Origin of the sequence: Streptomyces sp. NBC_01352, from assembly GCF_036237295.1 — a bacterium.
GTDB lineage: Bacteria > Actinomycetota > Actinomycetes > Streptomycetales > Streptomycetaceae > Streptomyces > Streptomyces plumbiresistens.
The window spans coordinates 4,997,241-5,020,909 of the sequence record NZ_CP108354.1; the positions used below are offsets into that span (position 1 = coordinate 4,997,241).

General features: G+C 70.0%; 24 protein-coding genes. 10 read left to right on the forward strand and 14 right to left on the reverse strand.

Annotation, left to right across the window (positions count from 1 at the left end; all coding sequences use genetic code 11):
- The first annotated feature begins 31 nt into the window (after positions 1–31).
- Entirely contained in the window at positions 32–1,441 is a 1,410-nt protein-coding gene (gene radA / locus OG252_RS23140; RefSeq protein ID WP_266435701.1) for a DNA repair protein RadA, read from the forward strand.
- Positions 1,442–1,521: 80 nt separating this feature from the next.
- Positions 1,522–2,646 (forward strand): DNA integrity scanning diadenylate cyclase DisA, encoded by a 1,125-nt coding sequence (gene disA / locus OG252_RS23145; RefSeq protein ID WP_030043389.1) that lies wholly within the window; start codon positions 1,522–1,524, stop codon positions 2,644–2,646.
- Between the two features lie 63 nt (positions 2,647–2,709).
- Here the strand turns inward: disA and OG252_RS23150 are convergent, their stop codons facing one another.
- Positions 2,710–3,555: a hypothetical protein gene (locus OG252_RS23150; protein WP_266435707.1), complete on the reverse strand. Its 846-nt coding sequence runs from the start codon at positions 3,553–3,555 to the stop codon at positions 2,710–2,712.
- A 404-nt stretch (positions 3,556–3,959) separates the two neighbouring features.
- Entirely contained in the window at positions 3,960–4,613 is a 654-nt protein-coding gene (locus OG252_RS23155; RefSeq protein WP_329338368.1) for a histidine kinase, read from the reverse strand.
- A 102-nt stretch (positions 4,614–4,715) separates the two neighbouring features.
- Here OG252_RS23155 and OG252_RS23160 point away from each other — a divergent pair, with 102 nt between their 5' ends.
- From OG252_RS23160 to cseC, 5 genes are all read left to right on the forward strand, one after another.
- The gene (locus tag OG252_RS23160; protein WP_406494475.1) at positions 4,716–5,645 is read left to right on the forward strand and encodes an A/G-specific adenine glycosylase; all 930 of its coding nucleotides are present in this window, start codon (positions 4,716–4,718) and stop codon (positions 5,643–5,645) included.
- A 225-nt stretch (positions 5,646–5,870) separates the two neighbouring features.
- A complete protein-coding gene (locus tag OG252_RS23165; RefSeq protein WP_266435710.1) occupies positions 5,871–6,419 on the forward strand; it encodes a SigE family RNA polymerase sigma factor in 549 nt (182 codons plus the stop codon).
- Complete coding sequence (locus OG252_RS23170) at positions 6,407–7,126, forward strand: hypothetical protein (RefSeq protein ID WP_411152727.1); 720 nt, start codon at positions 6,407–6,409, stop codon at positions 7,124–7,126. Before OG252_RS23165 ends, OG252_RS23170 begins: the two co-directional genes overlap by 13 nt.
- Before the next feature lie 90 nt (positions 7,127–7,216).
- Positions 7,217–7,924 (forward strand): two-component system response regulator CseB, encoded by a 708-nt coding sequence (gene cseB, locus OG252_RS23175; protein WP_266435714.1) that lies wholly within the window; start codon positions 7,217–7,219, stop codon positions 7,922–7,924.
- Positions 7,925–7,940: 16 nt separating this feature from the next.
- Complete coding sequence (cseC, locus tag OG252_RS23180; protein WP_425587717.1) at positions 7,941–9,401, forward strand: two-component system sensor histidine kinase CseC; 1,461 nt, start codon at positions 7,941–7,943, stop codon at positions 9,399–9,401.
- Between the two features lies 1 nt (position 9,402).
- On the opposite strand, the gene OG252_RS23185 is transcribed toward cseC, so the two are convergent.
- The 3 genes from OG252_RS23185 to OG252_RS23195 form a co-directional block, all read right to left on the reverse strand.
- The gene (locus OG252_RS23185; RefSeq protein ID WP_266448222.1) at positions 9,403–9,849 is read right to left on the reverse strand and encodes a VOC family protein; all 447 of its coding nucleotides are present in this window, start codon (positions 9,847–9,849) and stop codon (positions 9,403–9,405) included.
- Positions 9,850–9,908: 59 nt separating this feature from the next.
- Positions 9,909–10,340: a helix-turn-helix transcriptional regulator gene (locus tag OG252_RS23190; RefSeq protein ID WP_266435716.1), complete on the reverse strand. Its 432-nt coding sequence runs from the start codon at positions 10,338–10,340 to the stop codon at positions 9,909–9,911.
- A 108-nt stretch (positions 10,341–10,448) separates the two neighbouring features.
- The gene (locus tag OG252_RS23195; RefSeq protein ID WP_329338373.1) at positions 10,449–12,029 is read right to left on the reverse strand and encodes an MDR family MFS transporter; all 1,581 of its coding nucleotides are present in this window, start codon (positions 12,027–12,029) and stop codon (positions 10,449–10,451) included.
- 137 nt (positions 12,030–12,166) lie between these two features.
- Between OG252_RS23195 and OG252_RS23200 the strand changes: the two genes are divergently transcribed.
- The gene (locus OG252_RS23200) at positions 12,167–12,775 is read left to right on the forward strand and encodes a TetR/AcrR family transcriptional regulator (RefSeq protein ID WP_329338375.1); all 609 of its coding nucleotides are present in this window, start codon (positions 12,167–12,169) and stop codon (positions 12,773–12,775) included.
- A gap of 50 nt (positions 12,776–12,825) precedes the next feature.
- On the opposite strand, the gene OG252_RS23205 is transcribed toward OG252_RS23200, so the two are convergent.
- Positions 12,826–13,431 carry a M23 family metallopeptidase gene (locus OG252_RS23205; RefSeq protein ID WP_329338377.1) on the reverse strand — a complete coding sequence of 202 codons (606 nt, stop codon included), beginning with the start codon at positions 13,429–13,431 and terminating at the stop codon, positions 12,826–12,828.
- A gap of 464 nt (positions 13,432–13,895) precedes the next feature.
- Here OG252_RS23205 and OG252_RS23210 point away from each other — a divergent pair, with 464 nt between their 5' ends.
- Positions 13,896–14,531, forward strand: coding sequence for an HAD family acid phosphatase (locus OG252_RS23210; protein ID WP_266435725.1), 636 nt, complete (start codon positions 13,896–13,898; stop codon positions 14,529–14,531).
- 86 nt (positions 14,532–14,617) lie between these two features.
- Here the strand turns inward: OG252_RS23210 and OG252_RS23215 are convergent, their stop codons facing one another.
- Positions 14,618–17,143, reverse strand: a complete 2,526-nt coding sequence (locus OG252_RS23215) for an ATP-dependent Clp protease ATP-binding subunit (RefSeq protein WP_266435727.1) — start codon at positions 17,141–17,143, stop codon at positions 14,618–14,620.
- Between the two features lie 430 nt (positions 17,144–17,573).
- Between OG252_RS23215 and OG252_RS23220 the strand changes: the two genes are divergently transcribed.
- Positions 17,574–18,227: an SCO3374 family protein gene (locus tag OG252_RS23220; RefSeq protein ID WP_329338381.1), complete on the forward strand. Its 654-nt coding sequence runs from the start codon at positions 17,574–17,576 to the stop codon at positions 18,225–18,227.
- Between the two features lie 15 nt (positions 18,228–18,242).
- On the opposite strand, the gene OG252_RS23225 is transcribed toward OG252_RS23220, so the two are convergent.
- The 7 genes from OG252_RS23225 to nadC all read right to left on the reverse strand — a co-directional run bounded on the left by OG252_RS23225 (position 18,243) and on the right by nadC (position 23,669).
- A complete protein-coding gene (locus OG252_RS23225; RefSeq protein WP_266435731.1) occupies positions 18,243–18,578 on the reverse strand; it encodes a histone-like nucleoid-structuring protein Lsr2 in 336 nt (111 codons plus the stop codon).
- Positions 18,579–18,846: 268 nt separating this feature from the next.
- Positions 18,847–19,407: an amino-acid N-acetyltransferase gene (locus OG252_RS23230; RefSeq protein ID WP_329338383.1), complete on the reverse strand. Its 561-nt coding sequence runs from the start codon at positions 19,405–19,407 to the stop codon at positions 18,847–18,849.
- A gap of 9 nt (positions 19,408–19,416) precedes the next feature.
- On the reverse strand, positions 19,417–19,824 hold the full coding sequence (locus OG252_RS23235) for a BlaI/MecI/CopY family transcriptional regulator (protein ID WP_373464542.1): 408 nt from the start codon (positions 19,822–19,824) through the stop codon (positions 19,417–19,419).
- A 183-nt stretch (positions 19,825–20,007) separates the two neighbouring features.
- Complete coding sequence (locus tag OG252_RS23240) at positions 20,008–20,193, reverse strand: hypothetical protein (RefSeq protein ID WP_266435737.1); 186 nt, start codon at positions 20,191–20,193, stop codon at positions 20,008–20,010.
- A 67-nt stretch (positions 20,194–20,260) separates the two neighbouring features.
- Entirely contained in the window at positions 20,261–21,022 is a 762-nt protein-coding gene (locus tag OG252_RS23245; protein WP_266448225.1) for a hypothetical protein, read from the reverse strand.
- Positions 21,023–21,879: 857 nt separating this feature from the next.
- Positions 21,880–22,677 (reverse strand): type III pantothenate kinase, encoded by a 798-nt coding sequence (locus OG252_RS23250; protein WP_266435741.1) that lies wholly within the window; start codon positions 22,675–22,677, stop codon positions 21,880–21,882.
- A 5-nt stretch (positions 22,678–22,682) separates the two neighbouring features.
- Positions 22,683–23,669 (reverse strand): carboxylating nicotinate-nucleotide diphosphorylase, encoded by a 987-nt coding sequence (nadC, locus tag OG252_RS23255; protein ID WP_329338387.1) that lies wholly within the window; start codon positions 23,667–23,669, stop codon positions 22,683–22,685.

The window sequence follows — 23,669 nt, forward strand, 5'->3', positions numbered from 1 at the left end:
CGTTGTCAGTGGTGGCGGTTACGGTTCGTGCATGGCTGCCCGTACGAAGTCCGCCAAGGAGCGTCCGTCCTACCGCTGCACCGAGTGCGGCTGGCAGACGGCCAAGTGGCTCGGCCGCTGCCCCGAGTGCCAGGCCTGGGGGACGATCGAGGAGTACGGCGCGCCCGCGGTCCGTACGACGGCTCCGGGCCGCGTCACCACGTCCGCCGTGCCCATCGGCCAGGTCGACGGCCGGCAGGCCACCGCCCGCTCCACCGGCGTGCCCGAGCTGGACCGGGTGCTCGGCGGCGGTCTGGTGCCCGGCGCGGTGGTCCTGGTCGCGGGCGAACCCGGCGTCGGCAAGTCGACGCTGCTGCTCGACGTGGCGGCCAAGTCGGCGAGCGACGAGCACCGCACCCTCTATGTGACCGGCGAGGAGTCGGCGAGCCAGGTCCGGTTGCGCGCCGACCGCATCAAGGCCATCGACGACCACCTGTATCTCGCCGCCGAGACCGATCTGTCCGCGGTGCTCGGCCACTTGGACGCGGTGAAGCCGTCCCTGCTGATCCTCGACTCGGTGCAGACGGTGGCCTCCCCGGAGATCGACGGCGCCCCCGGCGGCATGTCCCAGGTGCGCGAGGTGGCGGGCGCCCTGATCCGCGTGTCCAAGGAGCGCGGCATGTCCACCCTCCTTGTGGGCCATGTCACCAAGGACGGCGCGATCGCCGGCCCGCGCCTGCTGGAGCACCTGGTGGACGTCGTGCTGAGTTTCGAGGGCGACCGGCACGCGCGCCTGCGTCTCGTACGAGGCGTCAAGAACCGCTACGGCACCACGGACGAGGTGGGCTGCTTCGAGCTGCACGACGAGGGCATCACAGGCCTCGCCGACCCGAGCGGCCTGTTCCTGACCCGCCGGGCCGAGCCGGTGCCCGGCACCTGCCTGACCGTCACCCTGGAGGGCCGCCGCCCGCTGGTCGCCGAGGTCCAGGCGCTCACCGTCGACTCGCAGATCCCCTCCCCCAGGCGGACCACGTCCGGTCTGGAGACCTCCCGCGTCTCGATGATGCTGGCCGTCCTGGAACAGCGCGGCCGGATCAGCGCCCTGGGCAAGCGGGACATCTACTCCGCGACGGTCGGCGGTGTGAAGTTGTCGGAGCCCGCCGCGGACCTCGCCATCGCCCTCGCCCTGGCCTCCGCGGCCAGTGACACCCCGCTCCCCAAGAACCTCGTCGCGATCGGCGAAGTCGGCCTCGCGGGCGAGGTCAGACGGGTCACGGGCGTGCAGCGCCGGCTCTCCGAAGCACACCGCCTGGGCTTCACGCACGCGCTCGTTCCGGGCGATCCGGGCAAGGTCCCGCCCGGCATGAAGGTCCTGGAAGTAGCGGACATAGGGGACGCCCTGAGGGTCCTTCCACGCTCGCGTCGGCGAGAGGCCCCACGGGACGAGGAGGAGCGCCGGTAGACTTTGCCCAGGTCTCGCCCGTCCGTACGAACAATGTGTGCGAACGGGAGCGCCCCAGAACCTGCGACCCGAGGAGTGCAGTGGCAGCCAACGACCGGGCGGCAGCTCCCGGAAAGTCCGGCGGGAGTTCCGGTGCCGATGGCCTCATGCGCGCCTCGCTGAGCGCCGTGGCACCCGGCACGCCCCTGCGCGACGGCCTTGAGCGGGTCCTGCGCGGCAACACCGGCGGCCTCATGGTGCTCGGCTCCGACAAGACCGTCGAATCGATGTGTACGGGCGGTTTCGTCCTGGATGTCGAGTTCACGGCAACGCGACTGCGTGAGCTGTGCAAGCTCGACGGCGGCATCGTGCTGTCCTCCGACCTGTCGAAGATCCTCCGGGCCGGCGTCCAGCTGCTCCCCGACCCGACGATCCCCACGGAAGAGACGGGCACCCGGCACCGCACCGCGGACCGGGTGAGCAAGCAGGTCGGCTTCCCGGTCGTCTCGGTCTCCCAGTCGATGCGGCTGATCGCCCTGTACGTCGACGGCCAGCGCCGCGTCCTGGAGGACTCTGCGGCGATCCTGTCCCGCGCCAACCAGGCCCTTGCGACCCTGGAGCGCTACAAGCTCCGCCTCGACGAGGTGGCGGGCACGCTGTCCGCGCTGGAGATCGAGGACCTGGTCACCGTCCGGGACGTCTCGGCCGTGGCCCAGCGTCTGGAGATGGTCCGCCGCATCGCCACCGAGATCGCCGAGTACGTGGTCGAGCTCGGCACGGACGGACGTCTCCTGGCCCTCCAGCTCGACGAGTTGATCGCCGGCGTGGAGCCCGAGCGCGAACTGGTCGTGCGGGACTACGTCCCCGAGCCCACGGCCAAGCGCTCCCGCACGGTCGAGGAGGCGCTGTACGAGCTCGACGCGCTCTCCCACGCCGAGCTCCTCGAACTGCCCACGGTGGCACGGGCGTTGGGCTACACGGGGTCGCCGGAGGCGCTGGACTCGGCGGTGTCGCCGCGGGGCTTCCGACTGCTGGCGAAGGTGCCCCGCCTTCCGGGTGCGATCATCGACCGGCTGGTGGAGCACTTCGGGGGCCTGCAGAAGCTGCTGGCCGCGAGCGTGGACGACCTGCAGACGGTGGACGGGGTCGGCGAGGCGCGGGCGCGGAGCGTGCGCGAGGGGCTTTCGCGACTGGCGGAGTCCTCGATCCTGGAGCGTTACGTCTAGGTCGGAGTCGGATCGCCCTCAGCCGGGCAGTCCCTGGTGGTTCTCCAGTCAGTCGTTCTCCAGTTAGTCGTTCTCCAGCACGAACGACGCCTGCGCCGTCCCGAACCCGGGCGTCTTCGCCTCCACCAGGTACGTCCCCGCCCCGGCCGTCCCCGCGGGAGGCGTCGCGCACTGCGGAGCACTCGGCTTGCGGTCCCACTTCACGGTGTACGTGATGCTGGTGCCGGCGGGCGCCCGGAAGACCAGGTTGGAGACCTCGGGGCAGTCGGCGGAGGACCAGTACGCGTCCTCGCTGCCCGCCTGGGTGATGGTCACCACCGCGTTCTTCGGGCCGAGATCGACCTTGCAGTCACCGGCGGAGGAGTTCGTCGCGGTCAGCAGCAGGGTGGGCGTCTGACCGGGCTCGTACGCGTTGTGCAGGCTGCGCACGCTCAACTTCACGGCGCTCGGGGTGCAGTTGGGGAGTGCGGAGCCCGCCGGGAGCGTGTCGTTTCGGCCGACCCCGGTACCCGTACCGCCACCGGCCGTCCCACCGACGGAGCCCTCTGACCCGCCCGAGCCACCAGTGGCGGAACCCGCGCCCGCTGCCGACCCGGAACCATCACCCGAGCCGTCGCCGGACCCGTCGCCCGAGCCCGACCCGCCGGAGTCAGTGCCGCTCGACTCGTCCCGCCCGCCCGGTGCTTGGCTGATCGCCGGCCCGGAGCCGGACGGCCCCGGCGTGATCGTCGAGGGGGAAGGATTCTTGTCGTTGGATCCGTCGGCACCGTTGTTGCCGCCTGAGCCGCCCGAGGAGACGATCCAGGCGATCAGCAGCGCCAACAGGGCCATCACGGACAGCAGTACGGCCCTCCGTCGCCAGTAGATGGAGGAGGGAAGCGGCCCGACCGGATTGCGCAGAGATCCCACGGCGCAAACTGTACGAGAGATCGGAGCCTTCGCTGGCCCCACCCGCCGCCCGGGTCCACAACTTTTCCGGATCATCATCCCGGAACTGGCCGCTCCACTCCTGTCCTTCGTCAGGTGCGGCACCCCACGATCGCACGCTGTGACGGTATCGGCCCGCCACCTACCGTCCGTGACCAAGGACTTCGAGAACACCGAGCTCTACCGCGACCTCACCGACGCCGCCCAAGACACCCCTACGTGGGTACAAGACACCGCCGAGACGGGGACGGAGGCCGGGATCCTGCTCTTCGCGATCGCGGCCCTTGCACCTCTGGCCACGGCTGGTGACGGTCGTGTCACCCGCCTTCCTGGCCGCCAGGAGGGTCAACTTCGCCCGGCGCCCGGCGCGTGCCGCGCCGCGTTCGTCAGCGCCTCGCCCACCACCCGGTGCGGGATGCGTTCGGCGACCGAGCCGGTTGTACGGCCGTACCGGCTCCCGTCGGTTCCCAGTGCACCGGCAGCCCCGACTCGGCCGCGCGGGCCACGAGTTGCTCGACGCTCTCGCCCGCCGGGGCCGGCGGCACCGGCCCGTCGCCCTCGCGCAGGACGCCGATGATGCGGGCAGCCGGCAGCCGGTCCGTGGCGTCGGTGGCGGCCGCTCGCAGGTCGGCGGCGACCTGGAGGGCGCCCGCCCGCAGGGCGATCGGGCTCAGCTCGTGGCCGAGCGAGTCGTGCATCTCCTGGGCGATGCGGGCCCGTTCACGCAGCCCCGCCCGCGCCTCGGCGATGCGCTGCTCTTCCTCAAGGCGGGCGGCGCGCGTCCAGCCGGCCCGCGCCTGGCTGCCGCCCCCGCCCTGTTCACCGTCGCCTGCGGCCCGGCTCTCGGCGTCCTCGCCCTGCTGCTCGGCCTGGGCGCGGACCGGGTGCTCCCGGCGGCCGTGCTCTTCGCCGCGCCAGGGTGCCGGCCGGCAGACGCGATGCGACGCGACCGCCGAAGCGAGCACCAGGGCGGCGATCTGCGGCCAGAGGGCAGGTGGGCCCGCCGGATACGAGGACGTTCCATCCGGCCGACTCTGCAAGCGGTCGTAGGGGCGGCACTGCTGTCGATCGTCAGGTCCGGTAGCTCGCAGGGGTGGCGGTACGCCCGGGGAACCGCCCTCGCATGGCAGGATCGGTAGGCCATGACTGTGTCCACGAAGTCCCCGCACCCCATGAGCAGCCCCGTCGGTGACGCCCTCGGCGAGCCGCTCCACGCCCCCGTCATCGACTGGTTCGACGAGCACGCCCGCGACCTGCCCTGGCGGCGGCCCGAGGCCGGCCCCTGGGGCGTGATGGTCAGCGAGTTCATGCTGCAGCAGACGCCGGTGAGCCGCGTCCTGCCCGTCTACGAGCAGTGGCTGGCCCGCTGGCCGCGCCCCGCCGACCTGGCCGCGGACGCCCCCGGCGAGGCCGTGCGCGCCTGGGGCCGGCTCGGCTATCCGCGCCGCGCCCTGCGGCTGCACGGAGCCGCCGCCGCCATAACGGAACGGCACGGCGGCGACGTACCGACGGACCACGCGCAGCTGCTCGCGCTGCCCGGCATCGGGGAGTACACGGCCGCGGCCGTCGCCTCCTTCGCCTACGGGCAGCGGCACGCGGTCCTGGACACCAATGTCCGCCGGGTCTTCGCGCGGGCCGTCACCGGTGTGCAGTACCCGCCGAACGCCACCACCGCCGCCGAACGCAAGCTGGCCCGCGCGCTGCTGCCCGAGGACGAGGGGATCGCCGCCCGCTGGGCCGCCGCGTCCATGGAGCTGGGCGCGCTGGTGTGCACGGCCAAGAACGAGACCTGCCATCGCTGCCCGATCGCCGCGCAGTGCGCCTGGCGGCTCGCCGGAAAGCCGGAGCACGACGGTCCGCCGCGCCGCGGACAGACGTACGCCGGTACCGACCGCCAGGTCCGCGGCAGGCTGCTGGCCGTGCTGCGGGAGGCGCACGCTCCCGTCCCGCAGGCGGCGCTCGACCGGGTGTGGCACGAGCCGGTGCAGCGCGCCCGGGCGCTGGACGGTCTGGTCGCCGACGGTCTGGTGGAGCCGCTCCCGGGTGGTTTGTATCGGCTGCCGTTGACCTGACGGCGAGGACAAAACACCGCACACCGCCACCTACCGGTACAACAACTGGCCCTGCCGCCACTGCTGTTACACAACCGACGGACAGCCGAGCGCTAGCCGCAGGCTGCTTCGGACAGCCCCGTGACAACGCCTCCGTAACTTCATTTCCGTGCCCGACAGGCACCACAGGCAATGAATCCGACGGCGAACAGGCCGGCCGGGAACGGGGAGCGGGAGGCGGTCACCATGGCGCAGGGCGAGGTGCTCGAGTTCGAGGAGTACGTACGCACCCGGCAGGACGCGCTGCTGCGCAGCGCCCGCCGGCTGGTCCCGGACCCTGTCGACGCACAGGACCTGCTGCAGACGGCGCTCGTGCGGACGTACGGCCGCTGGGACGGGATAGCGGACAAGCGGCTCGCCGACGCCTACCTGCGCCGGGTGATGATCAACACGCGTACCGAGTGGTGGCGGGCCCGCAAGCTGGAGGAGGTGCCGACCGAGCAGCTCCCGGACGCCTCGGTCGACGACGCCACCGAGCAGCACGCGGACCGCGCCCTGCTGATGGACGTCATGAAGGTGCTGGCCCCCAAGCAGCGCAGCGTCGTCGTGCTGCGACACTGGGAGCAGATGTCCACGGAGGAGACGGCCGCCGCCCTCGGCATGTCGGCCGGAACGGTCAAGAGCACGCTGCACCGGGCGCTCGCCCGGCTCCGCGAGGAGCTGGAGAGCAGGGACAACGAAGAGCGCGCCGAACGCGCGCTGGAGCGTGAGGAGCGGGAGCGTTGCGCGGCCTAGGCACGCATGCCGGTGGCATCGGGCGCACGGCGGGTGGGGGTTCCGACAGCGGTGGCCCCCTCCGGCCGGAGCCCGTGGCACCGGCGCGGGGGACCTTTCAGGCGGCGATCACGGCAGCGGCTGTGCTCGCCGCCCTCAGCCTTTTCGTGTCCGCCTGCGGCACCGGCGGCACCGGCGCCCGTGACGAAGGCCCGGCCCGCACCGACTCGGTGGCGGGCGCGGCCTCCTCTCCCTCACCCGCCTCCTCCGCGACGGCCGGGCGCGTGGACGCGGTGCGGCTCGTCAAGGCCGATCCGGAGGTCTCCGCGGACGTCAAGCGCCAGCTGAAGCCGTGCGCGGGCGACGACTACCCCGTGGACGTGTCGTACGGCGACCTGACCGGAGGTTCGTCCGACGATGTCGTCGTCAACGTTCTGACCTGCGGTGACATGGTCGGAATCGGCTCGTACGCGTATCGCGACGAGGGCGGTTCCTACCAGAACGTCTTCAAGGCCGAGGAGCCTCCGCTCTACGCGGAGATCGACCGCGGTGCCCTGGTGGTGACCCGGCAGGTGTACGCGAAGGGCGACCCGGTGTCGAGTCCGTCCGGCGAGGAGGTCAGCACGTACGTCTGGACCACGGACCGCTTCGTCCGGAAGTACACGACGCGTACGGAGTACAGCAACGCCGTGGGCGGCGGCGAGCCCACGCCGGTGCCGGGCAGCTGATCCGTGCGGTGAACCGATCAGGGCCCCTGAACCGATGACCTGGTGACGGCACCACACAAGAACTGACAGCAGAGAGCAGAGAGCAACGGGATGGCAGACCAGACCCACGTTCTGTTCGTCGAGGACGACGACGTCATCCGCGAGGCCACCCAGCTCGCCCTGGAGCGGGACGGCTTCGCGGTCACCGCCATGCCCGACGGGCTGTCGGGCCTGGAGGCGTTCCGCACGGACCGACCCGACATCGCCCTGCTGGACGTCATGGTGCCGGGCCTCGACGGGGTCTCGCTGTGCCGCCGGATCCGTGACGAGTCGACCGTCCCGGTGATCATGCTGTCCGCGCGGGCCGACTCGATCGACGTCGTGCTGGGCCTGGAGGCGGGCGCCGACGACTACGTGACCAAGCCCTTCGACGGCGCGGTGCTGGTGGCCCGGATCCGCGCGGTACTGCGCCGCTTCGGACACGCGAGCGGCGGCGACCGTATGGACGACTCCGCCGCCCCGGCGGCCGGCGGCGGACTGCTGACCTTCGGCGAACTGGAGATCGACACCGAGGGCATGGAGGTGCGCCGGGCCGGCGAGACGGTGGCGCTCACGCCCACCGAGATGCGCCTCCTCCTCGAGTTCTCCTCCGCGCCGGGCACCGTGCTCTCCCGGGACAAGCTTCTCGAGCGGGTGTGGGACTACGGCTGGGGCGGTGACACCCGGGTCGTCGACGTCCATGTGCAACGGCTGCGTACGAAGATCGGCCAGGACCGGATCGAGACGGTCCGCGGCTTCGGCTACAAGTTGAAGGCCTGAGCAGGGGATCAGGGGTATGCGGGGGAACCTTCGGCGTCCGAGCAGCACGATTCCGGGCATGCGCACGACCCCGGGCAAGCGCACGATTCCGGGCAAGCGCACGGTCTCGGGCGTGCGCATGATTCCGGGCGTGCGCATGATTCCGGGCATTCGTACGGGACTGAGATGGAAGCTGAGCGCGGCCATCGCACTGGTCGGCGCGCTGGTGGCGATCACGCTCAGCCTCGTTGTGCACAACGCGGCCCGGGTCTCGATGCTGGACAACGCGCGCGACCTCGCCGACGAGCGCGTCCAGATCGCGCAGCGCAACTACGAGGTGGCCCAGAGGCCGAACTTCCCCAACATCAAGATCGACGACCCGGACCTGCCGACGGCGCTGCGGACGAAGGTCGAGCAGGGGCGCCGGGCCACCTACGTCTCCGACCGGCCGGACGGCGTGCCGGACATCTGGGCCGCCGTGCCGGTCAAGGGCGGGCATGTGCTGTCGCTGCACACCGGGTTCACCGACCGCAGCACGGACATCCTCAACGACCTCGACCAGGCCCTGGTGATCGGCTCCATCGCGGTCGTCCTCGGCGGCAGCGCGCTCGGGGTGCTCATCGGCGGGCAGTTGTCGCGCCGGCTGCGCAAGGCGGCGGCCGCGGCGAACCAGGTCGCGGGGGGCGAGTCCGATGTGCGGGTGCGGGACGCCATCGGCGGGGTCGTGCGGGACGAGACCGACGACCTGGCGAGCGCGGTGGACGCGATGGCGGACGCGTTGCAGCAGCGGCTGGAGGCGGAGCGCCGGGTCACCGCCGACATCGCGCACGAGCTGCGTACGCCGGTGACCGGACTGCTGACGGCCGCCGAGCTGCTGCCGCCGGGCCGGCCGACGGAACTGGTCCTCGACCGGGCGAAGGCCATGCGCACGCTCGTCGAGGACGTGCTGGAGGTGGCCCGCCTCGACGGCGCCTCCGAGCGGGCCGAGCTGCAGGACATCATGCTGGGCGAGTTCGTCAGCCGGCGGGTGGCGGCGAAGGACCCGGCCATCGAGGTCCGCGTGGTGCACGAGTCCGAGGTGACGACCGATCCGCGGCGCCTGGAGCGCGTGCTGTTCAACCTGCTCGCCAACGCCGCCCGGCACGGCAAGCCGCCGATAGAGGTCACCGTGGAAGGCCGGGTCATCCGGGTCCGCGACCATGGCCCCGGCTTCCCCGAGGACCTCCTCGCCGAGGGACCGAGCCGCTTCCGCACCGGCAGCACCGACCGGGCCGGCCACGGCCACGGCCTGGGCCTGACCATCGCGGCCGGGCAGGCCAGGGTGCTCGGCGCCCGGCTGACCTTCCGCAACGTACGGTTGGCGACCGCGTCGGAGGAGGTCCCGGCGGAGGGCGCCGTGGCGGTGCTGTGGCTGCCGGAGCACGCGCCGACAGCCACCGGGAGCTACCCGATGATGCCGACATCGGGGAGGACTTCGGGGAAGGCTTCGGGGAAGTGAGCTAGCACGACCAGTCCTTGGCGGTGTCGAGGCCGCCCTCACGGGGCTGGGTGAAGGAGAACCAGTTGCCGGAGTCGTCCCGGAAGAGGGCCTCCGTGCCGTAGGGGCGCTCCTGCGGCTCCTGCAGGAACTCCACTCCGCGGTCCTTGAGCTTCCGGTAGTCGCCGTGGATGTCGTCGGTGGTCAGCACGCCCGCGCCGAGCGCCCCCTTGGCCACCAGCTTCTTGATCATTTCGGCGGACTCCGGGTCCATCGCGCCCCCGCCCGGGACCATCAGCGTCAGTTCGACGTCGGGCTGGTTCGGCGAGCCGACGGTGAGCCAGCGCATGCCGCCCTCGCCCATCGTCATGTCCGTACGGACCTCCAGACCCAGCTTCTCCGTGTAGAACTCCTTGGCCCGGTCCTGGTCGAGGACCCAGACGGTCGAGATGGCGAGACCCTTGATCATGATGTGCTCCTCATTGCCCGCGTCGGTGCCGTGCCCCGTCACCGTAGGCACCGGCGCCCTCAGTCCGCTTCTCCAGAATTGCGCTCTGCCCTGCCGGGGGCGGATCTGAAGCCTCCGACCCAGAGCATGGCGTAGCAGCCCGGTATGAGGGCGGCCCCGCGGCCCACGTGCTTGGTGCGGTACTCGGTGGGGGTCAGTCCGGTCCAGGCCTTGAAGCGGGCCGAGAACGTGCCGAGGCTGCTGAAGCCGACGAGGTGGCAGATCTCCGTCACCGTCAGGTTGGCGGTGCGCAGCAGGTCCTCGGCGCGGTCGATGCGGCGGTGCGTGAGGTACTGGCCGGGCGTCTCGCCGTACGCCTCCTTGAAGGCGCGTATGAAGTGGTAGCGCGAGTACCCGGCGTGCGCGGCCACCGCGTCCAGGTCGAGCTCCGGGTCCGCCCAGTCACGGTCCATGGCGTCCTTGGCCAGCCGCACCTGCCGCAACTTGTCCATGCGACCGATGGTGACACGCCGGTCTGACAACGACTCGGGCGTCGTGCCCGGGCAGGCCGAAGGCCCCCGGGGGCGGACACCGCCCGGGGGCCTTCGGCACACGCGGGGTCAGACGGACTCGGCCACCGGCGCCTGCGCCGCCGTGGCGTCCCCCGTGCCCTCCGCCTCCTTCGGTCCCGCCCCCTTCAGCGGAACCTCCTTCACGAACCACGCCGCCACCATCGCGACCACCGCCACCGCGGCCCCCAGCAGGAACGCCGAGTGCGTGCCGGCCGACACCGCGTGCTGGTAGGCCTCGCGCGCGGCGTCCGGCAGCTTCGCCAGGCTCGCCGCGTCCAGCTGCGCGGACTGCTCGGTCACCTTGGAGCCCAGCGCACCGGCCCGCTCGGACATGACCTCCTGGACGCGGTTGTTGAACAGCGCGCCCATGATCGCGACGCCGAACGAGGAGCCGAGCGTACGGGAGAGGGTCGAGGTCGAGGACGCCACGCCCATGTCCTTCATCTCCACGCTGTTCTGCGCGACCAGCATGGTGATCTGCATCAGACAGCCCATGCCGAGACCGACGACCGCCATGTACACACCGGACGTGAATCGCGAGGTGTCCGTGTCCATCAGGGACAGCAGGTACAGCCCGACGACCATCAGGACGCCGCCGACGATCGGGAAGACCTTGTACTTGCCGGTGTTCGTGGTGACCCGCCCCGCGACCATCGAGGTGACGAGCATGGCCCCGAGCATCGGCAGGAGCAGCAGCCCGGAGTTGGTCGCTGAGGCACCCTGCACCGACTGCTGGTAGAGCGGCAGGAAGAGGGTCGCGCCGAACATCACGAAGCCGGTGATGAAGCCGATGATCGCCATCAGGGTGAAGTTGCGGCTGCGGAAGATGTGCAGCGGCACGACCGGCTCGGCGGCCTTGGTCTGCCAGAACACGAACCCGATGAGGGCGGCGACGCCGATCCCGATGAGCTCCATGATCCGCGCGGACGTCCAGGCGTACTGCGTGCCGCCCCAGGTCGTGACGAGCACGATGGCGGTGATGCCGACGGTCAGCAGCGCGGCGCCCAGGTAGTCGATCCGCGCCTGTGCCCGCTTCTTCGGCAGGTGCAGGACGACGCTGATCGCGGCGAGCGCGATCACACCGAGCGGCAGGTTGATGTAGAAGGACCAGCGCCAGCCCCAGTGGTCGGTGATGGTGCCGCCGACGAGCGGGCCGCCGATCATGGCGAGCGCCATGACGCCGGCCATCATGCCCTGGTACTTGCCGCGCTCGCGGGGCGGTATCAGATCGCCGATGATCGCCATGACGCCGACCATCAGACCGCCGGCGCCGAGACCCTGGACGGCCCGGAAGCCGATGAGCTGCCCCATGTCCTGGGCCATGCCGCTGAGCGCGGACCCGATCAGGAAGAGCACGATCGAGCTCATGAAGACGCCCTTGCGCCCGTACATGTCGCCGAGCTTGCCCCACAGGGGGGTGGAGGCGGCGGTCGCGAGGGTGTACGAGGTCACGACCCACGAAAGGTGTTCGAGCCCGCCGAGCTCGCCCACGATCGTCGGCATCGCCGTGCCGATGATCATGTTGTCGAGCATCGCCAACATCATCGTGATCATGAGCGCGAGCAGGACGACCCGCACGCTCCTGGGTTGTTTCTCGGGCTCTGCCTCAACCGCCTGCGCGTCCGCCATCGTCTTTCCCACTCCCCTGGGTACTGCCCCCGGCGGTACTTACTTGCCGCCCGGCTAGTTGACTACACTCCGGGAAAGTAGACCCGCAACTAGCCGGTCGTCAAGTAAGTTCTTGGGAAAGTGCGAGGAGTGCGACGATGGGCGACACCATGGACGGCACCAGGCAGCGGCGCCGCGGGAACACCCGCCAGCGCATCCAGGACATCGCCCTCGAACTCTTCGCCGAACAGGGCTACGAGAAGACCTCGTTGCGCGAGATCGCCGAGCGTCTGGATGTCACCAAGGCGGCGCTCTACTACCACTTCAAGACCAAGGAAGAGATCCTCGTCAGCATCTTCGACGACCTGGCGAAGCCCATCGAGGACCTCATCGAGTGGGGCAAGGGCCAGCCGCACACCCTGGAGACGAAGCAGGAGATCGTACGGCGCTACAGCGAGGCCCTGGTCGCCGCCGCACCCCTGTACCGCTTCATGCAGGAGAACCAGGCGACCGTACGCGAACTGCGCATCGGCGAGACCTTCAAGCACCGCATGCTCGGCATCCGGGACATCCTCATCGACCCGACAGCGGACCTGGTCGACCAGGTCCGCTGTGTCAGCGCGATGTTCACGATGCATGCCGGGATGTTCGTCCTCCAGGACCTCGAGGGCGATCCCGAGGCCAAGCGCCAGGCGGTCCTGGAGGTCGCGACGGACCTGGTGACGCAGGCTCACCGAGGCACCGGCGGTTCCGCCGCGAGGTCTTAGGGCTCCGCCGGAACTGCGTCAGAGCTCCGCCCGAGCTCCACCGCGAGGTCTCAGACCTTCACGCCCTTGGAGCGCAGGAAGGCGACCGGGTCGATGGCCGTGCCGTAGTTCGCGGTCGTACGGATCTCGAAGTGCAGGTGCGGACCGCTGGAGTTGCCGGTGTTGCCGGACAGGGCGATGCGCTGACCGGTCTTGACGACCTGGCCGACGTTCACGTCGATCCGGGACAGGTGGGCGTACTGGGAGTACGTCCCGTTGCCGTGCTTGATGACGACGGCGTTGCCGTACGCGGGACCGTCACCGGCGCCGTTGCCGCCGGCCTTGACGACGGTGCCGCCGTGCGTGGCGAGGACCTTGGTGCCGCTCGCGACGGCGAAGTCCTGCCCGCTGTGGGTGGACTGCCACATGCCGCCGGCCTGGGCGAAGCTCGCGGACAACGTGTACTTCTGCACCGGGTCGACCCAGGAGGCGGCCTTCTTGGCCGCGGCGGTCTTGGCGGTGGTCTGGGCGGCGGCGACCGTGGCCGCGCCGGTGTCGGCGGCTGCCGCGACCCCGGCCCCCAGTACGACCGACACTCCCAGGCCGGTGGCCAGCACGGCCGCACGGGTGCGGAGGGCGGACATACGGGAAGAACGGGGCGAGACGCGCTGGGACATCGAAAACCTCATGGGGACGGGGACAGAGAAACCACCCGGCGCAACAGGCATTCGCCGGATGGGGCATCCCTTGGTAACCCGAACCCCCACACAGTCCCAAACCGCTGATCTACGACGAAAGCTAGTACGTGACCACAAAGCTTGCCGCTTCTTGACAGAGCTCCCATTCAGCGCGAATCCACCCGGGATGGCGAATCCCGTACGGGAGTTCCGGGCCGAAAATCCCTTTTCGTTCACTTTCATCCATCGGGCGACGTCCACTATTCCGCGTAGTAACGGACAAAACGCCTGTGCGGCATGTCACCGGGCGGCGAGATCCTCGATCTTTGAAATAGCGCGCCATGTGACGTGCATCTCTGGCCACTTACCGTCCAGTAACCCTACGGTTCCCCTCGCGCCACCCTCACCAACGAACATGCACCCGACAACTGCAGAACGTCCGGACGTGAGAGGAACCCCCACACATGACACGACGACGCCCCTGGGCGCGCCGCGCAGCCGTCACCGCCGTCTCCGCCGCCGCCCTCGTGGCGCTGGCCGTCCCCGCCGAGGCCGCGACGACGACCACCAGCACCTCCACGACCGCCACGGCCACCGCCGCCGAGGACGTCGACTACGCGACCTGGCAGCAGGACTGCCAGGCCCTGATGGATCAGGCCCTGCCCTACCTGAAGCAGCGCATAGCGAACACCAGGCCGGGCGAGAAGCAGGCCATCGTCCTCGACATCGACAACACCACGCTGGAGACCGACTTCGGCTTCAGCTACCCCCAGCCGGCCAACCAGCCGGTCCTGGACGTCGCCGAGTACGCCCAGGAGCACGGCGTCGCCCTGTTCTTCGTGACGGCACGGCCCGGGATCATCTACTCGGTGACCGACTACAACCTGGAGCACGTCGGCTACGAGGTCTCCGGTCTCTACGTCCGCAGCTTCGTCGACCTCTTCAAGGACGTGGGCGCCTACAAGACCGCCCAGCGGGTCGACATCGAGTCCAAGGGCTACACGATCATCGCGAACATCGGGAACAGCGCCACCGACCTCTCGGGCGGCCACGCCGAGAAGACGTACAAGCTGCCGGACTACGACGGCCAGCTCTCCTGAGATCTGAACGACCGCGCGCAAACGCACGGAAGGGGCCGGTGCTCGAAAGCACCGGCCCCTTCTGCTTGCCTCTGAGGACGCGAGACTTACGCGTCCTTGCTCAGGTTCGGCCCAGCCCCACCGGCCGCCTGCTCGATCGGCGGAACGTCCGGCAGTGCCGACTTCTCCTCACCCCGGAAGGTGAAGGTCTTGGTCTCGCCCTCGCCCTCCGTGTCCACGACCACGATGTGACCGGGGCGCAGCTCGCCGAAGAGGATCTTCTCCGACAGGGAGTCCTCGATCTCGCGCTGGATGGTGCGACGCAGCGGACGCGCACCCAGCACGGGGTCGTAACCCTTCGTGGACAGCAGCTCCTTGGCGGACTGGGAGAGCTCGATGCCCATGTCCCGGTCCTTCAGACGCTCGTCCACCTTGCCGATCATCAGGTCGACGATCCGCAGGATGTCCTCCTGCGTCAGCTGCGGGAAGACGACCACGTCGTCGACGCGGTTGAGGAACTCGGGGCGGAAGTGCTGCTTGAGCTCGTCCGAGACCTTGTTCTTCATGCGCTCGTAGTTGGTCTTCTTGTCGCCCGAGGCCGCGAAGCCCAGGTTGAAGCCCTTGGAGATGTCCCGGGTGCCGAGGTTGGTCGTCATGATGATGACCGTGTTCTTGAAGTCCACGACCCGGCCCTGGGAGTCGGTCAGGCGACCGTCCTCCAGGATCTGCAGCAGCGAGTTGAAGATGTCCGGGTGGGCCTTCTCGACCTCGTCGAAGAGGACGACGGAGAACGGCTTGCGGCGGACCTTCTCGGTCAGCTGGCCGCCCTCTTCGTAGCCCACGTATCCGGGGGGCGAACCGAACAGACGCGACACCGTGTGCTTCTCGCTGAACTCCGACATGTCGAGGGAGATCAGCGCGTCCTCGTCACCGAAGAGGAACTCGGCGAGCGCCTTGGACAGCTCGGTCTTACCGACACCGGACGGACCGGCGAAGATGAACGAACCACCGGGACGCTTCGGGTCCTTCAGACCGGCACGCGTACGACGGATCGCCTTCGACAGCGCCTTGACGGCGTCGACCTGGCCGATGACCCGCTTGTGGAGCTCGTCCTCCATGCGCAGCAGACGCGAGGACTCCTCCTCGGTCAGCTTGAAGACCGGGATGCCGGTGGCGGTCGCGAGGACCTCGGCGATCAGCTCGCCGTCGACCTCTGCGACGACGTCCATGTCGCCGGCCTTCCACTCCTTCTCGCGCTTGGCCTTCGCGGCGAGGAGCTGCTTCTCCTTGTCGCGGAGAGAGGCGGCCTTCTCGAAGTCCTGCGAGTCGATCGCGGACTCCTTGTCGCGGCGGACGCCGGCGATCTTCTCGTCGAACTCGCGCAGGTCCGGCGGCGCGGTCATCCGGCGGATGCGCATCCGGGAACCGGCCTCGTCGATCAGGTCGATCGCCTTGTCCGGGAGGAAGCGGTCCGAGATGTACCGGTCGGCCAGCGTGGCGGCCTGGACCAGCGCCTCGTCCGTGATGGAGACGCGGTGGTGGGCCTCGTACCGGTCACGCAGACCCTTGAGGATCTCGATCGTGTGCGGCAGGGACGGCTCCGCGACCTGGATGGGCTGGAAGCGGCGCTCGAGGGCCGCGTCCTTCTCCAGGTGCTTGCGGTACTCGTCCAGCGTGGTCGCACCGATGGTCTGCAGCTCACCGCGGGCCAGCATCGGCTTCAGGATCGAAGCGGCGTCGATGGCGCCCTCGGCGGCACCCGCACCGACCAGCGTGTGCAGCTCGTCGATGAACAGGATGATGTCGCCGCGGGTGCGGATCTCCTTGAGGACCTTCTTCAGGCGCTCCTCGAAGTCACCGCGGTAACGGGAGCCGGCGACCAGCGCGCCGAGGTCCAGGGTGTAGAGGTGCTTGTCCTTGAGGGTCTCGGGCACCTCGCCCTTGACGATGGCCTGGGCGAGACCCTCGACGACGGCGGTCTTGCCGACGCCGGGCTCACCGATCAGGACCGGGTTGTTCTTCGTACGGCGGGACAGCACCTGCATGACCCGCTCGATCTCCTTCTCGCGCCCGATGACCGGGTCGAGCTTGGACTCACGAGCGGCCTGGGTGAGGTTCCGGCCGAACTGGTCGAGGACCAGGGACGTCGAGGGGGTGCCCTCGGCAGGCCCGCCGGCGGTGGCGGTCTCCTTGCCCTGGTAGCCGGAGAGCAGCTGGATGACCTGCTGCCGCACCCGGTTGAGATCTGCGCCCAGCTTGACCAGGACCTGGGCGGCGACGCCCTCGCCCTCACGGATCAGGCCGAGCAGGATGTGCTCCGTGCCGATGTAGTTGTGACCCAGCTGAAGGGCCTCGCGGAGCGACAGCTCCAGGACCTTCTTGGCACGGGGGGTGAAGGGGATGTGCCCGGACGGGGCCTGCTGGCCCTGGCCGATGATCTCCTCCACCTGCTGGCGGACCGCCTCGAGCGAAATCCCGAGGCTCTCAAGGGCCTTGGCGGCGACACCCTCACCCTCGTGGATCAGGCCCAGGAGGATGTGCTCGGTGCCGATGTAGTTGTGGTTGAGCATCCGGGCTTCTTCCTGAGCCAGGACGACAACCCGCCGCGCGCGGTCGGTGAACCTCTCGAACATCGTTAATCGCTCCTCAGAGCGGTCAGGCAGTGGGGGGAACTTCCCCTCCCTGTCCTTCCGCAGCTTAGTCCCGCAAGCGGGGACCGCTCATTCCAACTGCCGACACCGTCCTTGGCCTCCTGACCCCGAACGCCGACATCTGCTCCAACCTGATGGTGCGAGACGATGTTCCCGCAGGCCAAGCACTTACCCCCTTCCCCAGTACGCCGATGGCGAACGTGAGACGGCCTGTCCTGCGTGTCGCCCCCTCCCACTAGGGATGTCTTACCCGCTGCGACGGACACTCCATGCCGCGCGCCCCGGATCCCTCCGCTATGGGCGAACAACCTTGTGTCTCCCCGCACCCCCGAACGTCCCCTTTTTCGATACTCTGCGCATTCGATAGCACACCCAGCGTAACTCGGGGGCGCTTCCGACGGTTGCACTTGGCATGGTTGGCACCCACCCACCGGTCCCCATCGAAATCACCACGGTCCCTCGCCCCCGACGGCCGCTCGATTCGAGCGATCAGGTCCGCCGGTGGTACGAGAACGAACTGGGCTGGCCGACGGTGCCCGCGAGCGAGAAAAGCCCCGAATTTCCGGTACGGCTGTGCGTGGGCCCGCGCTTCGACGTCCTGGACGTGCCGGCCGAGGCGGGCCGACCGGCGCTGAGGCACCTCGCGCCGGGCTCTCCGGTGGCCCTGCGGGGTGACCGGATGTGGCTGCTGATCGCGCCGGGCAGCGCGGAGGAAGTGCCGGGAGTCCTGGACTGGCTGGAGTGGGGAGCGCTGACGCTCGACCTCACGGCGATCGGCGAGGGCGGCGTCATGGACGCGCCACCGCCACCACCCCCGGCGCCGGGCCGGGTCGGAGTGGGTCCGCCACCACCGGGCCTGGGCTGCTCGGGAACCGAGCAGGGGGCCGCCGTATGGCTGCGACCCCCCGTGCCCGGGTGCGAGGCCGAGGCCTCGCTGCCGACGCTGTCGGCCGTGGGGGGCGGTGGGGGCGCCCCCGATCTCGTACGAGTTGTGGCCACGGTGGCAACTCAGTGCCACCGCCTGCGGCTGCGACGCGCGTGCGCGCGGCAGCACACCTGCCCGTAAGTGCCGTGACCGTGATCAGCCGTTGGCCTTCTCGTATGCCTCGCGAATGATCGCGGGAACACGGCCGCGGTCATTGACGTCGTAACCGTTCTCCTTGGCCCACGCGCGGATCTGCGCGGTGTCCTGGCTGCCACCGGAAGCGGCACGCGCCTTTCCGCGGCCACCCGAAGTACGGCCTCCGGTACGACGACCACCCTTCACGTAAGGCTCGAGAAGGCCGCGCAGCTTGTCCGCATTGGCGGTCGTGAGATCGATCTCGTACGTCTTGCCGTCCAACGCGAACGTGACGGTCTCGTCCGCCTCGCCGCCGTCGAGGTCATCGACAAGAAGGACCTGAACCTTCTGTGCCACCGGATTTCCTTTCATCCAATACTGAGGGCCGGGGGCCTGCGGCGTCCGCCGTTTCGCCGTCCCCTGTTATATGCAGTACTGCAGTACGTCGGAAAGCAAACCGCTTTTGCCCGAAAAACACAAACCCCCGGCGGAGACTGCTGGGCCCGCTCCAGTCCGGAAACATGTGCGTTTCGGACATAGGGAACCTGGGCAGGGTGAGTCGCACCGGAATTGGCCTCGCTTGCGGACCCTTGTCGTCCCTTCGCGCCTTGTCGTCGGCGGGCGATCACAGATGCAGAAGCATCCGGCTGTTGCCCAAGGTGTTCGGTTTCACTCGTTCGAGACCGAGGAACTCCGCCACGCCTTCGTCATAGGAACGCAGTAGCTCCGCGTAGACATCGGTGTCAACGGGTGTCTCACCGATCTCGACGAAGCCGTGCTTGCCGAAGAACTCCACTTCGAAGGTCAGACAGAAAACGCGGCGAACACCGAGCCAGCGCGCGGTGTGCAGCAACTTCTCCAGCACCTGATGGCCGACACCGGCGCCCTTCAGGCCCGGCTTCACCGCGAGAGTGCGGACTTCCGCGAGGTCTTCCCACATCACGTGCAGGGCACCACAGCCGACGACCTCGGCGTTGTCGTCCCGTTCGGCGACCCAGAACTCCTGGATGTCCTCGTAAAGAGTCACCATCGCTTTGTCGAGCAGGATGCCGCTGCGGACGTACGCGTCAAGGAGTCGTCGAACGGCCGTGACATCGCCGGTGCGGGCCCGTCGGACGGTGATGGCATTTGCGGTGACTTCGGGACTCTCCGCGGAGGCACTCCCCGCTGAGCTCTCTGCTGACATGTGCGGACGCTATCGCCCGCCGCCCTCCGCCGCCGAGCCGGGGTTCTCCTCGGCGGTATGAGCGGGAGCGGGCGGAGCGGCTTCGGGTGTTTCCGGACCCTGCACCATCCGCACGGCGTCCCTCAGCGCGTGGCGCTGTTCCTCGCTCATCATCCCGAAGAAGGCGACGAGAGCGGCCGCGGGGTTGTCACTCTGCGACCAGGCGTCGTTCATCAGGGCGGCGGCGTAGGCGGCCCTGGTGGAGACCGCCTCATATCGATAGGCCCGGCCTTCCGCCTCACGACGCACCCAGCCCTTCTGATGGAGATTGTCCAAAACGGTCATCACGGTGGTGTACGCGATGGACCGTTCCTGCTGAAGGTCTTCCAGGACTTCTCGAACGGTCACCGGGCGGTTCCACTTCCACACCCGCGTCATGACCGCGTCTTCGAGTTCTCCCAATGGGCGAGGCACACCTCAGCACAATAGTGGGAGTTCCCGACATTCGCGTGGCGGACGAGCGCTTTCGCCGACAAACGACACAAAAAGGGCGTACGACTCGAAAAATCCGCGAGTCGTACGCCGCTAAGGCCGGCGGGCTCTCCGGCCCGGTCTCGTGCCTCAGACCTCGGTCTTGCCGGCGGCGGAGGCCTGACGAGCCCCCTCCGCGCGCGCGAGGGCGGCATCCACGGCCGCGTCCTCCTTGGCTTTGTTGGCCCCACCCTGGGTCTTCACGATCACCCGGATCACACCGATGAAGAACACGGCCATGACGACCGGGGGCACGAGCGCGGAGACATAGTCCATACGTCCAGAGTAGCCACGCGCCGGACGGCGACCGGGCCGGGGTGGGGCGAAACGGGCCGCGCGCCCGTCAGCCGACGGCGAGCTGCCGCGGAGAGTCGGCAGGCGGCGGGGTCGGCTTGCGGCGGGGAAAGACCTCGCCCGGCGTGGGAATGGGCCGCGCCGGCTTGGGAGCGTCGGGTGCCGGGGACTTGGGGCCGGGCCGCTCGGGACGCTCGGCCGGCTTCTGCGCGGGCTTCTTGGCGGGACCAGGGGCGGGCTCCTTGGCGAGCCCGACGGTCGGATGCCCGGCGAGCTCCTGGGCGCGACCCCCGGCGGCCCGCCCTCCGAAGCCCTCCCGTTCGGAGGTCCTGCGCTCGGGGAGGCCCTCAGGCGCTGCGGAGAGCCCCCCTGGGAGCGCCAGAAGGCGCGTACGAGAGGCGGGCACCGTCGGGGTGGGCCGAACCGTGGCACGGGCCCCGCGACGGGCCAGACGGGCCCGTACGTCCTGCTCGGCCAGGATCTGGCAGCGGTGGAGGAGGGTGGCCGCGACGGGGTTGCCGCGCAGGGCCCGGAGCCCGGCCAGGTCGTCGGGGTCCGGACGGTAACCGGCGCTCAGGGCTTCCTCCAGGAGGGTGAGGTAACCGGCGGCGGTGCCGGGCAGGGCGGCGCGGTACCGGGCGAGGTCGGCCACCAGGAAGGCGCGCAGCCGGGCGCCCTCACGCATCGCCTCGTCGAGGGACTCGGAGAGGCGGAGGCAGTCCTGAACGTCCTCGGCCGAGGCGGGCGTGGGGTGCAGGGCGAGGGCGAGAGCGCGGCGGAGCACACGCAGCTCCTCCACACCGAACGCCATGCCGCCGCGGGATCCGTATGGCGTGGGCATGCGGCGACGATACGCGCTAATCAGACAAACTCGACATAAGTCAGCCGGGTGTGGCGCACGAAGCCACCCAGGCGGCCGCGCACACCTGCCGCCGGAGCCGACAGGGCCCGGCCGGCACGACCGAGCGCTTGGATCTGGGGCGGAGCACGAGCGGGGTGCGGGGGCGGAGCCCTGTCTGGGCGGTGCAAGGGGGCGGAGCCCTGCGTGGGCGGAGCAAGGGGGCGGAGCCTGCCGTAGGTGCAGAGGTGCAGCCCGTGTGGGGTGCAGGGGGCGAAGGCCCGCGTGAGGTGCAGGGTTGCAGCCCCGCGTGGGATGCAGGGGGCCGAGCCTGCCGTGGGTGCAGGGGTGCGCCCCGTGTGGGGCGCAGCCCCGCGTGGCGTGCAGGGGCGCAGCGCTAGCCAGGGTCCAAGGGCGCACCAGCCAGAGGCTAAGGGCGGGCCCGACCGGGAGTACCGAGGACACATCCCCATCGGGGCCAGGGGCGCAGCCCCGGCGTGGGTCCAGGAGCACAGCCCCGGCGTGGGTCCCAGGGGCGCAGCACCGTGCGAGGTCCAGGGGCGCAGCACCGTGCGAGGTCCAGGGGCGCAGCACCGTGCGAGGTCCAGGGGCGCAGCACCGTGCGAGGTCCAGGGGCGCAGCACCGTGCGAGGTCCAGGGGCGCAGCCCCTGGGGGTCGAAGGGGCGCAGCCCCTGGGGGTCGAAGGGGCGCAGCCCCTGGGGGTCGAAGGGGCGCAGCCCCTGGGGATGGGACGGGTAGGGGCGGCGGGGGCGAGAACAGTTGACGGCGAGCACAGCGCCGGGCAGTCGCACCGCCCCCCCACCCCGCCTCACATACGCGACACGTTCCGCTCGTACACCAAGCGCAGCCCGATCAGCGTCAGCCACGGCTCATGCTCGTCGATCACGGACGACTCGCCCAGCACCATCGGCGCCAGTCCCCCCGTGGCGATCACCGTCACATCCTCCGGATCCTCCGCGAGCTCCCGGGTCATACGGTTCACCACCCCGTCCACCTGGCCCGCGAACCCATAGATGATCCCCGCCTGCATCGCCTCGACCGTGTTCTTGCCGATCACACTCCGCGGCCGGGCCACCTCGATCTTCCGAAGCTGCGCCCCCTTGACGCCCAGCGCCTCGACCGAGATCTCGATACCGGGCGCGATGACACCACCGACGTACTCCCCGCGCGCGGACACCGCGTCGAACGTCGTGGCCGTACCGAAGTCCACGACGATCGCGGGGCCCCCGTACAGCTCGACCGCGGCCACCGCGTTGATGATCCGGTCCGCGCCGACCTCCTTGGGGTTGTCGGTCAGGATCGGCACGCCGGTCTTGACGCCGGGTTCGACGAGCACGGCCGGCACGTCGCCGTAGTACCGCCGCGTCACCTCGCGCAGCTCGTGAAGGACGGACGGAACCGTCGCGCAGATCGCGATCCCGTCGATGCCGTCGCCCAGTTCGTCCCCAAGGAGCGGATGCATGCCCATCAGGCCCTGGAGGAGGACCGCCAGCTCGTCCGCCGTACGGCGCGCGTCCGTCGAGATGCGCCAGTGCTCGACGATGTCCTCGCCGTCGAACAGGCCCAGAACCGTGTGCGTGTTGCCTACGTCGATCGTGAGGAGCATCGCGACTACTCCGCCTCGCGCAGGTCCAGGCCGATGTCCAGGATCGGCGAGGAGTGGGTGAGGGCCCCCACGGCGAGGTAGTCGACGCCGGTGTCCGCGTACGCCTTGGCGTTCTCGAGGGTGAGCCGCCCCGACGCCTCGAGGGCGGCGCGGCCGTGCACGACTGCAACCGCCTCCTCGCACTCGCCGGGCGTGAAGTTGTCCAGCAGGATCAGATCGGCCCCGGCGTCCACGACCTCCCGCAGCTGGTGCAGGGTGTCGACCTCGACCTCGATCGGCACGTCCGGGAAGGCTTCCCGTACGGCCTTGAAGGCCTGCGCGACGCCGCCCGCGGCGACCACGTGGTTGTCCTTGACCAGGGCCGCGTCAGACAGCGACATGCGGTGGTTGACGCCGCCGCCGCAGCGGACGGCGTACTTCTCCAAGGACCTGAGCCCCGGAGTCGTCTTGCGGGTGTCCCGCACGCGCGCCTTGGTGCCGTCCAGGACATCCGCCCACGCGCGCGTGGCGGTCGCGATGCCCGAGAGCCGGCACAGGAGGTTGAGCGCGCTGCGTTCGGCGGTGAGCAGGTCACGCGTGCGCGTGGTGACCGACAGGAGCTTCTGCCCGGCCTCCACGCGGTCGCCGTCCTCCACGTGCCGCTCGACTTCGAGCTCGTCGGTGCAGACGACCGAGAGGACCGCTTCGGCGACCCTCAGGCCCGCCACGACGCCCGCCTCGCGCGCGGTGAAGTCGGCGGTGGCCACGGCCTCCTCGGGGATGGTCGCGACGGTCGTCACGTCCACGCCGTGGTCGAGGTCCTCCTGGATGGCGACGTTGGCGATGTCCTCGACCTCCACGGGGTCGAGTCCCGCGTCGGCCAGGAGCTGCGCGAGCGCGGGGTCGAGCCCGCACTCCAGATACTCCTCGCCGGCGATGTCGGAGGCAGCGCCACAGGCACAGCCGTCACCGCAGCCGCCGCTCTCGGCGAGGGGAAGGTCGGGGGTGCTCAC